The organism is Acinetobacter sp. 5862 (genome assembly GCF_024494585.1).
GTDB lineage: Bacteria > Pseudomonadota > Gammaproteobacteria > Pseudomonadales > Moraxellaceae > Acinetobacter.
Genome location: NZ_JANHGP010000075.1, coordinates 1 through 14,429, shown reverse-complemented (window position 1 = coordinate 14,429; position 14,429 = coordinate 1). Strand labels below are relative to the sequence as shown.

11 protein-coding genes, 2 pseudogenes and 1 CRISPR repeat array are annotated in these 14,429 nt (G+C 36.8%); of the genes and pseudogenes, 9 read left to right on the top strand and 4 right to left on the bottom strand.

Going from position 1 to position 14,429, the window contains the following annotated elements; translation table 11 throughout:
• Positions 1-762 (bottom strand): annotated as a pseudogene (locus NO346_RS14440) (hypothetical protein); the annotation flags it as partial.
• Complete coding sequence (locus NO346_RS14435; RefSeq protein WP_194596855.1) at positions 762-1,433, bottom strand: hypothetical protein; 672 nt, start codon at positions 1,431-1,433, stop codon at positions 762-764. The pseudogene NO346_RS14440 and the gene NO346_RS14435, both read right to left, overlap by 1 nt.
• A gap of 215 nt (positions 1,434-1,648) precedes the next feature.
• Here NO346_RS14435 and NO346_RS14970 point away from each other — a divergent pair, with 215 nt between their 5' ends.
• Entirely contained in the window at positions 1,649-1,891 is a 243-nt protein-coding gene (locus tag NO346_RS14970) for a hypothetical protein (RefSeq protein WP_371924589.1), read from the top strand.
• 69 nt (positions 1,892-1,960) lie between these two features.
• On the opposite strand, the gene NO346_RS14430 is transcribed toward NO346_RS14970, so the two are convergent.
• Both NO346_RS14430 and NO346_RS14425 read right to left on the bottom strand, forming a co-directional pair.
• A complete protein-coding gene (locus NO346_RS14430) occupies positions 1,961-2,275 on the bottom strand; it encodes a hypothetical protein (protein WP_256415583.1) in 315 nt (104 codons plus the stop codon).
• A gap of 100 nt (positions 2,276-2,375) precedes the next feature.
• Positions 2,376-2,543, bottom strand: a pseudogene (locus NO346_RS14425) (DUF4236 domain-containing protein); the annotation flags it as partial.
• Positions 2,544-2,610: 67 nt separating this feature from the next.
• Between NO346_RS14425 and NO346_RS14420 the strand changes: the two are divergent.
• The 8 genes from NO346_RS14420 (at position 2,611) to cas6f (ending at position 12,661) form a co-directional block, all read left to right on the top strand.
• Positions 2,611-3,201 (top strand): bifunctional 2-polyprenyl-6-hydroxyphenol methylase/3-demethylubiquinol 3-O-methyltransferase UbiG, encoded by a 591-nt coding sequence (locus NO346_RS14420; RefSeq protein ID WP_256415582.1) that lies wholly within the window; start codon positions 2,611-2,613, stop codon positions 3,199-3,201.
• 2 nt (positions 3,202-3,203) lie between these two features.
• Positions 3,204-4,253, top strand: a complete 1,050-nt coding sequence (locus NO346_RS14415) for an HNH endonuclease (RefSeq protein WP_256415581.1) — start codon at positions 3,204-3,206, stop codon at positions 4,251-4,253.
• Between the two features lie 148 nt (positions 4,254-4,401).
• A complete protein-coding gene (gene cas1f, locus NO346_RS14410; protein ID WP_005163444.1) occupies positions 4,402-5,370 on the top strand; it encodes a type I-F CRISPR-associated endonuclease Cas1f in 969 nt (322 codons plus the stop codon).
• Positions 5,367-8,729, top strand: a complete 3,363-nt coding sequence (gene cas3f / locus NO346_RS14405; protein WP_087547277.1) for a type I-F CRISPR-associated helicase Cas3f — start codon at positions 5,367-5,369, stop codon at positions 8,727-8,729. Before cas1f ends, cas3f begins: the two co-directional genes overlap by 4 nt.
• 9 nt (positions 8,730-8,738) lie before the next feature.
• Positions 8,739-10,007, top strand: coding sequence for a type I-F CRISPR-associated protein Csy1 (locus tag NO346_RS14400; protein WP_087547276.1), 1,269 nt, complete (start codon positions 8,739-8,741; stop codon positions 10,005-10,007).
• Entirely contained in the window at positions 10,004-10,993 is a 990-nt protein-coding gene (gene csy2, locus NO346_RS14395; protein WP_087547275.1) for a type I-F CRISPR-associated protein Csy2, read from the top strand. Before NO346_RS14400 ends, csy2 begins: the two co-directional genes overlap by 4 nt.
• A 28-nt stretch (positions 10,994-11,021) precedes the next feature.
• Entirely contained in the window at positions 11,022-12,044 is a 1,023-nt protein-coding gene (gene csy3, locus NO346_RS14390) for a type I-F CRISPR-associated protein Csy3 (protein ID WP_087547274.1), read from the top strand.
• A 2-nt stretch (positions 12,045-12,046) separates the two neighbouring features.
• Positions 12,047-12,661, top strand: a complete 615-nt coding sequence (gene cas6f / locus NO346_RS14385; RefSeq protein WP_004907042.1) for a type I-F CRISPR-associated endoribonuclease Cas6/Csy4 — start codon at positions 12,047-12,049, stop codon at positions 12,659-12,661.
• A gap of 131 nt (positions 12,662-12,792) precedes the next feature.
• Positions 12,793-14,380: a CRISPR direct-repeat array (repeat unit 28 nt; unit sequence GTTCACTGCCGTATAGGCAGCTTAGAAA).
• Positions 14,381-14,429 lie beyond the last annotated feature (49 nt).

Genomic DNA, 14,429 nt, shown 5'->3' with positions numbered 1-14,429 from the left:
CCACTTACCCAAGTTACGCCTTAAATTTGGCTCAATTAGGGGCGCTTTGCATTTCAAATCTTTGTGCAACAAAGCCCTTGCACGTGCAATCTTCGCTTTGTTTTTTAAAACATAGTTAAAAGTAATGCGAATATCATTGAGTAGATTGCGATCAAACTCAGGCAATTCATCCGTATCTAATGTGATCAGATGTTGAATAAATTGCTCTAAGCTCAGCGTTAGATCTTTAAGATAGACATTCCAGAGGCGTTTATATTCTTCTGTATTATGATATTTTTTTTCAGTATCTAAATTTTTATTTGCAGTCCTAAAGCGCTGGAATAAGCGCTTTACGGTATTGAAGTGTTCGGCGTGCGCTTGTTTAAAAAGATCTGGCTTGAGCTCAGGAAGAGCAATTAAATAAATTGCTGCTTTTAAAACTAGAATATTCCAGGTTAAGGCATTTTCTTCTGACTTTGCTAATTGTGCAATTGAGTTCACATACCAAGTAACGGGTGTTGCACTAACAGTATGTTTTCGAGAGGAGACCAAGGCAGCGGGTCTAGCAACAACAGAATTAGTTTGTAGATCAAAATCTAATAGATCGAGATTCAGCTCCTTCAGATATTGATCAGTGGGGTGTAAAGTCAGTAAATCAGCAATATATTGAATATGTTCTGCACGGTTGAACTGCTCATTACCAAAGAGTTTTTCCAGTGTCTGTTTTAATGATACCCGCGGAATATCAGCAGCATTTTGATGGTTTGGGTTATATTCTGACATTATGCTTTCCATAGCTGATCTGGCGTGAGAACGAAGTCCACATTGTTTAAAAGTTGTTGCACAATTCCACTGGTTTGTTGCAGTTGATCAAAAATCTTCTGTCTTTGCCGGTTTATAACTTTATTTCGATAATTCAGCTGATTTCGTGTGAATGAGAGTAGTTTTGCTAGCAGGTCTAAGCTCATAGTACGGTGAGGTTTGAAAGAATTTTCTTTGTTTAAAGCCAAGATAACTTCATATGAGATATGTGCATTGATCAGCGATTGCATTTTTGCAGGATTCATTCGATCCAGATCATGGTGATAAGAGGCCAGAAATCTCATGAATTCCAAACTTGCCTCTTTTTTTAATAGCTCAATTTTGTCCTCATCTTGAGGAAAAGAATGGACGAGTAAGTTGATATTCTTAGGTGTGTTCTTAGACCAATATAAGTGCCACTGACAGGCATTTGCGATGGTATAGCCAGATCTATTAGGGTCTTTCCAGACACGGATTTCAGGGTAAGAAGTCAATATTGATAGATCAGCTTTTAAGGATTTGAAAGCCTCTTGATAGCAAAGATAAATTCCAGAAAAATCAGGGTGGATACTGATTTGGATTTTATTAAAATTTTTGCACAACAATTTTTTAGGTGTGCCAAATTTTTCATTGAAATCAAAAGCGGTTTCCATAGTCCTTCATAAGTGTAAAAAATAATCAAGTGAATATTCTTATAATTTTTTGAAATATTAAACAAGATTGATCTACCCTATATTTTGTGTATATTTACAAACTATATACAATATATTGTGATTTTTTATATTTTTAAGAACGGGGTCACAACTTATAGCAATGCTATTTATTTTAAAACTAAGAGTTTCTTAATATGGAAATTAAACAATAGAAACTGGTAGAAGTCGTTACAGATGCTGTATGTGATATATGCAACCAATCAACGAAACTAGAGTTTGGCACTTTATCGGCGCATTGGGGCTATGGTTCCAAGCATGACGGGGAAAGATATGAATTGCAGTTATGTGAGAAATGTTTCTTTTATGCCTTAGCGACATTAAGAAAAGGGCGAGTAGATGAGTTTGTGTTTGATGAAAATTTTGACCCTTCGACCCTAGAGGGGTTAGGCTTGAAGTGAACCTATCATCACGATAGGTTCTAAGAATCCAGAAAATACTGATTCATATCCACGCTAGCAGCTTCATTTTTAATGGCGAGTAAGGGATTCAGGAAAAATATTTTTCTTTGCTTCGAGGTCACTGAGTTCGGAAAATGCTTGAATACCGCCTGCGGCTTTAATTCCATCTATAGCAACAGATAGAGCTTCCTGATCTGACGGGAATGTTTCATCCCATACCGTAGAAGTACCATTTTGGTTTACCACTTCCAGTGTCCAGTCACTATCAGGTAATCGATAAATTAGAACTTCAATTTGCTCATTATCCTCTTGTAAAATTTGAGACAAGGGAGAATCGATTAAATCATTTTCATCATAATCCAGAGTACTGTCATTATCAGACATCAGTGGCAGCCTTTATTGTATTTAACATCTGTCCATAGTAATGAATGAATTAAATTTTGCCTATAGGAATGAATGTTATGGGTGCAAAGAATGGCTAAATTTAAAAAATAATTGCCCCGACAATAAAACAAAATAATCCAAAAATTACCCAAATCCAGACATTCGATTTGGGTTGTTCGGTATCTGATGTATAGAGTGGTTGTTGTTCGTGAGCAGGATTCTCTTGGTTGCCAGCTCTGTTCTTATAGGGTTGGTGCTTGGAATAGGACTGATCATTTGACTTATCTAGTGAAATATCAGTATGTTCTTTAACATAAGATATTGGCTTTTAGACAATGAATCAAACATCAAATTATTACAATCAACATGCTCAAGCATTTTTTGAAAATACCTATCAGGTTGAGATGGAAAGTCTTTACGCACCATTTCTAAGATATTTGCCGGAACAGGCATTGATCCTGGATTTGGGCTGTGGCTCTGGGCGTGACACTCTGGCATTTAAGAAAAAAGGCTATCAAGTTGAGGCAATTGATTATTCTGCCGAGCTGGTTGAAAAGGCGAGAGAGCTGACAGGCATCGAGGTACGTCAGCAAAGTTTTTATGAGCTGAATGAAGTAGCTAAGTATGATGGGATTTGGGCTTGTGCTTCTCTTTTGCACTGTGAAAGAGATCGCCTGACTGAAGTGCTGGCGCGCATATTTAAAGCATTAAAGCCAAATGGTGTGTGTTATATGTCTTTTAAATATGGCGATTCAGACCGTGAGAAAGAAGGGCGCAGCTTTACTGACTTGAATGAGCAGCAAGCTTACGACTTACTCAAACAAATAGATCAGGCTTTACTGTTACAGCAATGGATTACTGTAGATAAACGTCCAGACCGTACAGAAGAGTGGCTTAATATTCTGATTAGAAAAGTGCAGGCTTAGATATGTTATTCAGTATAGCCGAAATACCAACCCCTCAAGAACAGTTAAAATTCTTGAAGCATATTCAGCAGATATTGCAGTCAGGGACTTTTACTTCGACATATAAGTTTGCTTTGCTGATAAGTATCACGCGTCTGGCGATTGAACAGGGTCAAGATACCGGTGCTGCCTTGCATTTGGAATATCAGGATATTGCTGAAAAGTTTATTGACCTGTACTGGAAACAGTCACTGCCGTTCCAGTTCAACCATTATGAACCTTTTATCCTTAAACAAGCCACTGGACAGCAAGCAAAAATCATTAGTGAAATTCAGAATGCACAGCAACAATTCAAGACCTTGGCCGCGTTGAGAAAGGATGTACTTTACTGGAACAGGCTGAAGCGAACAGTTGCGACAAGGGTTAAGCAAATGCCGGTAGTATATTTGCAGAATCTGAATGGTCAAACGGTAGAATTTCTCTATTGCCTTGAAGACTCCAAACAGTCCCTCAAGCTTTTACCCAAAGTGATGTATTGTTTGAGACAGTTCAGTGAAATTATTGAAGAGTTGTGCCAGAAGCGCTGGATTGATTTTGTTCGGCTAAACAAGCAGAACCTGGTGGTACTGGATGGTTTGCCTGACCTAGATGAATTCATGTTTGCTCCAAGTCGTAATCAATTGGGGCAGGTCGCGGACTTCTTAATTGACTTACAGCAATGCCAGTGTTTTTACTGTGGAAAAAGTCTCAAAAATTCAAAATATGCCGTGGATCATTTTATTCCATGGTCTTTATATCCTGCCGATACCGGACATAATTTTGTCCTGGCGGATGAAAAATGCAACTCACAAAAAAGTAATTATTTAGCATCACAGCAATTCTTACATCAGTGGCAGGAACGTAATCATCTGCATGATCAATCTATTATTCGAGAAATTTCTCAATTAGGTTTTCTAACCGATCTGCAACGTTCGCATCGGGTTGCCGATTGGGCGTATAAGCAGGCAATAGAGAATGAGTATTTAGTTTGGTTGGGCGGAAAAGACAAGAAGATATTTGCCGCAGTGTATTAAGTTTTAAAAATATTTTTAACTGTATGAATCACACAAATTCTTGAAAAAGACTGCGTCAATATGTGACGTTAATTTCCTAAAATTTCTTTAAATAATTATTCGAACAGGATATTTTAAGGACAACTCTTCTTCATAATTGATGATAAGAATGGAACAGCTTAATCCATCAGATCTAAAAGCAATATTACATTCGAAACGTGCCAATTTGTACTATCTTGAACATTGCCGTGTGATGCAGAAAGATGGTCGAGTTCTTTATCTGACCGAGGCTAAAAACGAAAATCAGTACTGGAATATTCCGATTGCCAATACTACAGTGATTCTATTGGGTACAGGCACATCAATTACTCAAGCAGCAATGCGCATGCTCGCAAGTGCAGGTGTTCTGGTTGGTTTTGCAGGTGGAGGTGGCACGCCTTTGTTTATGGGCTGTGAAATTGAATGGATGACACCACAAAGTGAATACCGTCCAACTGAGTATATGCAAGGTTGGATGCAATTTTGGTTTGATGAAGCCAAACGCTTAGATGTTGCTAAACATTTTCAATTGGCACGAGTTGAATATATTCAGAAGATTTGGTCGAAAGACCGAGATTTAAAAGAATATACCTTTCATGTGGATGATTTAGATATTCAACAGGCTTTAACGGGTTATGCAGCAAGAATTTCACAACAAACTAAAGTCGGAGACTTACTACTTGCAGAAGCTGCAACCACAAAGCAACTTTATAAAATTGCAGCGACTCGTACAGGTTTAAAGGATTTTAGTCGCAATCCTGAACAAGGTGATTTAGCCAATGATTTTTTAAATCATGGCAATTATCTGGCTTATGGTTTAGCAGCGACAACACTTTGGGTACTTGGAATTCCACACGGTTTTGCAGTCATGCATGGCAAGACGCGTCGAGGGGCTTTAGTGTTTGATGTGGCGGATTTAATTAAGGATGCTGTGGTTTTGCCTTATGCCTTTATTTGCGCCAAAGAAAAAATGACTGAACAAGAATTTAGACAGCAGATTTTGCAGAAATTTACCGAGCATAAATGTCTGGACTTTATGTTTGATCAAGTCAAAGCACAAGCTTGTAAAAATCATGATGTAGATGGAGAAACATTATGATTGTGACCTTTATTAGCCAGTGCGAAAAGAAAGCCATTCCACGAACGCGTCGGGTATTAGATGCCTTTGCAGACCGAATTGGTGATAACACCTGGCAGACAGTGATTACTGAGGAAGGTTTAATTGCAGTTAAAAAATTGCTGCGTAAAACCGTGACCAAAAGTACTGCGGTCAGTTGTCATTGGATTCGGGGTAGACGTAGAAGTGAGTTGCTGTGGATTGTGGGGAATCGGAATAAGTTTAATCGTGAGGGTGTGGTGCCAGTTAATACGACGCAGAAAAGTCTAAACCCTTGGAAATCATCGCATTTATGGCAAAATTTGGAATTGGTTGCAATTGCATCAGGAATCGCAGGTTTATTTCATGATTTTGGCAAAGCAAATGATTTATTTCAAGCCAAGTTAAACCCTGAAATTAAAACTGAAAAGGGTTATGAACCATACCGACACGAATGGATTTCACTAAAAATATTTGAAGCTTTTATTGTAGATCAAAGTGATCAACAGTGGCTTACCCAATTAGGGAATTTACAGGCTTCTGATGAATGTAGATGGCTTGAAAAATTATCGGAAATGCGTTCAAGACCAAAACTCGGAGATACATTTGCTTATTTACCACAATTTGCACAATTAGTTGCATGGCTGATACTCAGTCATCATCGTTTACCTATTTATCCTTTTTTTGAAAATAGCCCACCTGTCTTAAATATCCATAAGTCAGGTTTATCAAAATTTGAAAATTTAAGCCAATATTGGCTATCTGAATGTGATGTGAAATGGAATTCGCCGAATTGCATTAAATATGACTGGACTGCAACAGAAATAGAAAAAAACTGGATGTTTAGTCATGGTTTACCTGTACGTAGCCAAGAGTGGCGGTTAAAAGCACAATTACTTTCAAAAAGAGGTTGTAATCAAATTGCTCAAATTCAACAATTGAACTGGTTAGATGATCCTTTAACCATGCATTTATCACGTTTAATGTTAATGATGACCGATCATTGGTATTCAGCACAAAATGCGAGAGTTGAACTACAAGATCAAACTTATCAGGCATATGCCAATACAGATAATGAACAAAAATTAAAACAAAAATTAGATGAACATAATTTAGCAGTTAGTTTTTATGCTTATATTTACAGTCGTAAACTTCCACAGTTTATTGCTGAACTCCCTGAATTGGGGGTGAATCGAATATTGGATCGAGGATTTTCAAATTCAGATCCCCAGTTGAGTGAGTGGCAAGATAAAGCCGTTAAGCTATGCAAAAAACTGAATATTCGTAGTAATGAATGTGGTTTCTTTGGTATTAATATGGCAAGTACAGGAAAGGGCAAAACGATTGCCAATGCCCGTATCATGTACGCTTTATCTGATATCGAAAAAGGCACCCGCTTTAGTATTGCTTTAGGTCTTCGTACATTAACAACACAAACAGGAGATGCCCTAAAGCAAAACTTGAAGTTAGATGACAGTGATATTGCGACCATTATTGGTTCAAGTGCGATACAACGCCTACAAAAGGCTTTTCAACAAGATAAAGATGCTCAACAACAAAAGCAATTATTAGCCGATTTAGAAAAAAATGAATTTGCTATGCGTGGCAGTGAAAGCCTAGAAGATACCGAAGACAGCTTTGATGTGGATTATCCTGATATAGATGCAGATAGCTTATTAAAAACATGGTTTGGGAAAGACCCTAAAATTCAAAAATTATTACATGCCCCAATTTTGGTCAGCACAATCGATTATTTAATCCCAGCGACAGAAAGCTTAAGAGGTGGGCGACAAATTGCCCCCATTTTACGATTACTCAGCTCAGATTTAATTTTAGATGAACCTGATGAGTTTGGACTAGATGATTTACCTGCACTTTCGCGCTTGGTCAATTGGGCAGGGATGTTAGGTGCTAAAGTCTTATTATCTAGTGCGACCATTCCTCCTGCTATGGCTTTTGCTTTATATGAATCCTATGCTTTAGGTCGACAAAAATATCAACAAGCCATGTTAGGTCATCAACAACAAAAGCCGATTGTATGTGCTTGGTTTGATGAGTTTGCAGTAAAAGAGCTAGAAAGTTCAACTATTCCTGAATTCTGTAAGCATCATACTCTCTATGTGAATGAGCGTATTAAAAAACTCAAAGCAGATGAAAATAGATTAAGAAAAGCCAAAATATTAGAGATTCAAGAAGGCCTAAATATTCAAGAAAAAGTAGTCAATACTTTATTAAAAGGGATTGCTGAAGCACATACACATCATCATCAGACAAGTGAAAACGGTGTGGAAATTTCTTTAGGTGTGATTCGCTTTGCGAATATTAATCCTCTTGTTCAGGTTGCTCAAAATTTGCTGACTCAGCATATTGATGAACAAACGATGCTTCATTACTGTATTTATCATAGTAAATTCACCTTAGCACAGCGTTCTTTTATTGAAGAAAAACTAGATCGAATTTTAAATCGAAAAAGAGCAGATAAAATTTGGATGCAACCAGAAATTTCTAATGCAATCCATAAATATCCAAAAATTAAAAAACATATTTTTATCGTATTGGCGACATCTGTCTGTGAGGTTGGACGAGATCATGACTATGATTGGGCAATTGCTGAGCCGAGTTCTATGCGATCTTTGGTACAGTTAGCAGGGCGTATTCAAAGACATCGAAAACAAAATGTGAATAAGGAAAACTTATTTATTTTGAATCAAAACATTCGTGCTTTACAAAAGCAAACGGTAGCATTTACTAAACCTGGTTTTGAAGGAAATTATAAAAGTGGTCGTCATTTAAGTGAGAATAAAGAAATACGAAATTTACTGACAATAGAGCAATATCAATATATCAATGCTATTCCAAGTATTTATTTTATTAAACCACCCACAAGAACAGAGCTACCTATTTTTAACGACTTAGTAACACTGGAACAAACGGCCTATGCCATGACGTTATTGGGTGCACGTGAAGAAGATAATAACGCACGTTTATGGTGGTGTAATTCACTCTCTTGGAGCGGGGAGTTACAACGACGTCAGCCATTTCGAAAATCTCAAGCTGAAAAAAGTCTTTATCTTATACCTACTAGCACAGGAAAAATGCAGTGGTATAGTTACGATGAAAAAAATTATACATTTTCTATGGTTGATGAGATTCGGAGCTATAAAAATTTAAGTTTTCATCCAAACAGTCAAATGTGGTTTAGTACAGATGAAAATCAACGTTATCATGATATTGAAGAAATTTTAGAAAGTTCACAAAGGCAAGTTGTTTTAAATTATGGGGAAGTATCTCTGTTGGATGATAAAAATATTCAATATTACTATCACCCTTTTTTAGGCGTGTTCTTAGATAAAAAATTATAGGAGATTATAATGAATGTTGATGTGATACATGCCAGTATCGAAAGCTTTTTAAGGCAACGTATAGATAAAAAAGTAGAAGCTGAGCGAAAAAAACTGAAAGAGGCTTTTACCGATGAGCAATTATCTAAGATCCACAGCGATCATGAAATTGTATCATGGATAACTTATATTGCTGAAAATGCGAGTAAAGTGAGTTTGAATGTCAGCCATGTAGCAAAACTCACTCATTCTAGTAATAAAGCCATTAATTTAATCGATTTGATTCCACAACAAAAATATCATTATTTACTGACGACACAAACAGCAAATGTAAATGAATCAGACAGTGCTTATACTGATGCGAGTTATGCACCTGTTGCCGAATTCTTAAGCTTTAACGTTATTGATTTAGACAAAAACTTAGGGCAATTTCTAGCGGAAGATGAAATTTATTTTAGTAAAATATCAGACAATGCCGATGTTCGAAAACAATGGCAAATGCAAATTTCAGAAGCCTATGTGGCAAAAAAGTTAAATAGTCACGTCTTAGCCAAACAAGTCTATATTCCAGTAGATGATCATTATCATGTCATTTCGCCTGTTAAATCGAGTGCTTTGGCACATAAAATTTTTGAAAAAATCACATATAGTCGTTCTAAGGATACGCCTGTTAATCAAGCGAGAAAACAAAATCTAAGCTATGAAGGTGTTTATACATTTTTTCCTAAAACTGCTTTTTTAAGTGTGACGAAAAGTAATCATCAAAATGCGTCTAAATTAAATGGAACACGTCGGGGAGGCTTATATTTTTTCCAAGCAAATCCGCCACAGTGGAGAAAAGATGCTTTACCACCTCCGAATATGGAAAACTTTTTAGCACGTTGTCGCACAACTCATAGTGTAGAAATATTCAAAGAAATTAAAAGATTATTCTATGTCATGAAAAAAGAGAATCTGAGCATTAATTTAAATCGAAGAAATGTTTTAACAGAATTACTCGAATCAATCGCAGATGAAGTGATTCATCAAATTTTATGGATTCAGCAAAGTTATGCCAAAGGTTGGGCAAATGATCTAGAAATTGAACCTTATTTACGTGCGTTTTTAGATCCAATTGAAAGTAAGCAACAGGAAAATAAAGCATTTATTGATGAATTTACAGAACAAGTTTCGAAGTGGATCAATAAAAATATGGGTGAGAAATATGAGCATAGAGAATTAAAAGCAATTTGGTTTAATGCACTACATCCTGTTTTTAAAGATTTTCATGCAGTATTAACAGTGGAGTCAATTGAATGACCTCATATATTTTATTAGAAAAAGTTAGCGTGGAAGATGCAAATTGTATTGCGGGATTTACCTATGGTTTTCCAGCAATCACAGGTTTTTTAGGCTTTACTCATGCGATCTCCCGTAAATTTAATGCTGAGTTTGGCATAGAAATTGTAGGTTGTGCGATTTTTAGTCATGATTTTACCTTGCATACCAATGAACAATATGATGTTCGATTTATTCAAAGTAAACGCCCGCCTGTGACATTACAAGGGCAAAAATATCGTGCAGAAGCCAATAAAACACCACCTATTATTGAAGAAGGGAAAATGGATTTAACAATTTCCTTACTATTACAATGTAAACAGGTGTTGTCAGGTGTAGATGAACAAAAAAAACTTTATCAAAAATCTTTAAAAAAATGGGTATATCAAGCACGTTTAGTCGGTGGAAGTATTACGAATATTAAAAATATTAGCTTTTGGACTGAAGAATCAGATCTCAACAAATTAAAAAGAAAGCTCTTACCTAGCTTTGTATTACTTGATGCGACATCCACCTTAGAAAAGCATGTGGAACAATCAAAAATAGATGATCCAAATTCTGATTTATTCGATTTATGGACAGATTTTTTTGCCTATAAAGCAGAATCTAAAATTGATGAAGATCAAAGTACTGTGCAATGGGTACGTAAAGATAAACCCAATCCTAGAGGTTGGTTTGTACCCTTGATGATTGGTTTTAAAGGGATTAGTCCATTGTATGAGGGGCAAGAAGTTGAACACCATCGTGATCCACGATATCCCTTCCGATTTGTTGAATCTGTACATAGTATTGGTGAATGGCGTAGTACACACCGAATACAGAACTTATCTGATTTGATTTGGAGATATCACATAGAAGACGAATGGTATTTATGCCAACAGAAGCAAAATTTTCAAGCAAATATAGAACCTATTGAACAACCACAACCAGCCTTAGATGATGGTTCATTTAACTTTGATTTCAATTAATCTTTCAAACTAAAAAGGAAAAAATAACATGGCGAAGAAACCTAAAGTAGCAACTGATAGCGCGAAAGTACCAAGCGTACTCGCATTTAATCGTAAAATTGAACCTTCGGATGCCTTAATGCAGTCAGGCTTATGGTCAGAGCGCGCTAATTCAACAGCATGGAAAAATATCGATCTACATGAAAAGCGTAATAGAGGTACAAAAAGCCAATATGGCGTAGATGATGCCGAGAAAACTGACCCAAATTTAGTATGGGGAGATGATGCGCGTCTACCATTTGAAGCGGATACTTTAAAAGTTTTCTTTACAGTGAAATTCTTAGGAAATATTGCTGAACCTACTACGCATAATCGTCCAGATTTTGAGATTAAATTAAAAGAAAAATTTGCAACATATCAGCAAGACATTGGATTTTTAACATTAGCAAAACGCTATGTTCAAAACTTGATCAATGCTCGATTCTTATGGCGAAATCGTTTGGGTGCAGAAAATATTGCTTTACAAATTAGAAATACAGACACTAATCAGATTTGGAACTTTGAAAATGCTTATCAGCATTCATTAAATAATTTTGATGAGCTAGAAGATAAACAAGCGATGGAAATTGCAGAGCTAGTTGCTAAAAGCTTTAGTGAAGATAATTATTTATTATTAGAGGTGACGGCATTTGCTAAAGTTGGTGAAGGGCAACATATATTTCCATCACAAGAATTTGTAGATAAACCACCAAAAGGCCAAAAGTCTAAATATTTATATCAGATTAAAACGAATCAAGGTATGTGTGCCGGTATCCACTCTGAAAAAATTGGTAATGCTATTCGAACGATTGACGATTGGTACACAGTAGAAAATAGTGATTCAATAAAAGCACCTATTGCAGTTGAACCATATGGCTCAGTACCAAACCGTGGTCAAGCATATCGAATCAGTAAAACAGATTTCTATACTCTACTTATTAACTGGCTAGAAAATGAAGAGATCTCTAAAGATGATCAACATTTTGTGGTTGCAAATTTAATCCGTGGTGGCGTCTTTGGTGGAAATGACTGATTATGAAATTTTATCAGGAAATTACCTTGATTGATCAGGCTGAAATTTCCCCATATTTCATTTGGTCTAAGCTTTATACGCAATTACATATAGCATTGGCTGAAATAAAGGATGATTCAGATAAGGTGGGAATTGGTGCTTCTTTCCCTCAATATATTTTTGAGGAAAAAGTAGAAAACCAAAAAGCTAGGATCAATCTAGGTAACAAACTTCGTTTATTTGCTGAGTCTGAAGCTGATTTAAAAAAATTAGATATTCGAAAATGGCTGGAACGTTTAGAAGATTATGTGCATATCACTTCTATTCGTGAAGTACCTAGCGATATTAAAGGCTATGCCATTTACAAGCGTAAGCAAGTGAAAACCAATGCCCAGCGTTTGGCACGGCATCGTATTAAACGTGGCGATATTGGTTTTGATGAAGCATTAGCAAGATATAGCAATGTAGTTACCACAACGAACTTTCCATATATCGAAATGAAAAGTTTGAGCACTTCAGATCAGCAAAGTGAAAAACGTTTTAAATTGTTTATCGAAAAGCAACCTGCTGAAAAAACCGAAACTCAGGTTTTTAGTACTTATGGATTAAGTTCAGTATCATCCGTACCCGAATTTTAACCCAATATTTTTTCACTCTTTAACAGCTTAATAAAATCAATAAGTTATAATAGTAAGTTAATACTTGGGTCTTTTATAGGATTTTAAGCATAACTTGCTGTTATAGCTTTATTTTTGATGTTAAAATTATAGTTCACTGCCGTATAGGCAGCTTAGAAAATAATTAATGCATAGATAGCGAACAAACCGAGGTTCACTGCCGTATAGGCAGCTTAGAAATGCAATATTGATAAGAATTTTTACGTGGATGAGTTCACTGCCGTATAGGCAGCTTAGAAATCTTTCAACTAGAGCAGGATTCTGTCCTCAACGTTCACTGCCGTATAGGCAGCTTAGAAAAGTTACAACCACATCAGAAGAAATAATAGTTTGTTCACTGCCGTATAGGCAGCTTAGAAAATTGCTCAGTTCCATCATTTTTTACATTGATTGTTCACTGCCGTATAGGCAGCTTAGAAAATTCCAAAAAAACCCTCGCTTTTCTGTTCAATGTTCACTGCCGTATAGGCAGCTTAGAAAGACATGGAAAGGCTCATTCACAACAGGTATTTGTTCACTGCCGTATAGGCAGCTTAGAAAAATCATCACTACGCTGGAGAATGTTCATAAACGTTCACTGCCGTATAGGCAGCTTAGAAAAGCGATACTTAATGATGTCATATGTTATTCCTGTTCACTGCCGTATAGGCAGCTTAGAAAAGCATAATATTTGTATCCAACAACTTGACTGCGTTCACTGCCGTATAGGCAGCTTAGAAAACCAACATTATCAGGGAAATTTGTTAGATTCCGTTCACTGCCGTATAGGCAGCTTAGAAAACTCAAAGTCAGTGCGAATATCGCCCCAATAAGTTCACTGCCGTATAGGCAGCTTAGAAAGTTAACAGATGATGTAATTGTGTCAGGTGTGAGTTCACTGCCGTATAGGCAGCTTAGAAAGCCACGATAAAAAACATATTTACCGTTTGGGAGTTCACTGCCGTATAGGCAGCTTAGAAAGTGTTGATGTTGCCACAAGGTAGTAAGTACGAGTTCACTGCCGTATAGGCAGCTTAGAAAATCAACCGTTGGGTGATCAACAAGAAAGCCACGTTCACTGCCGTATAGGCAGCTTAGAAAAGGCAAGCTGAGATTGATGAGTTGCGAAAGCGGTTCACTGCCGTATAGGCAGCTTAGAAATTGTGGAGCTCACCAATGATGAAGTTCGCTACGTTCACTGCCGTATAGGCAGCTTAGAAAACCCAAGCACACCAACTTACCGCTTACTTTATGTTCACTGCCGTATAGGCAGCTTAGAAAATACCAGAGGGTGCACTTTCTCATATTTATGAGTTCACTGCCGTATAGGCAGCTTAGAAAGCAGAAAAACACCGCATTTAATTTTGTCTTTAGTTCACTGCCGTATAGGCAGCTTAGAAAGTGATTTCATCACCAAAATTATCTTCTTGGCGGTTCACTGCCGTATAGGCAGCTTAGAAATGAAAGCGTTCTTAATACTCCACCACTATCAAGTTCACTGCCGTATAGGCAGCTTAGAAAGCCCCAAATCAGAACAGCAATTGCGAGCATTGGTTCACTGCCGTATAGGCAGCTTAGAAAGAAACTCTTGCACTTAAAGAATCTCTATCAGAGTTCACTGCCGTATAGGCAGCTTAGAAAAGTCATATCTTCTACGATACCCACTTTGGCATGTTCACTGCCGTATAGGCAGCTTAGAAAGCCCCAAATCAGAACAGCAATTGCGAGCATTGGTTCACTGCCGTATAGG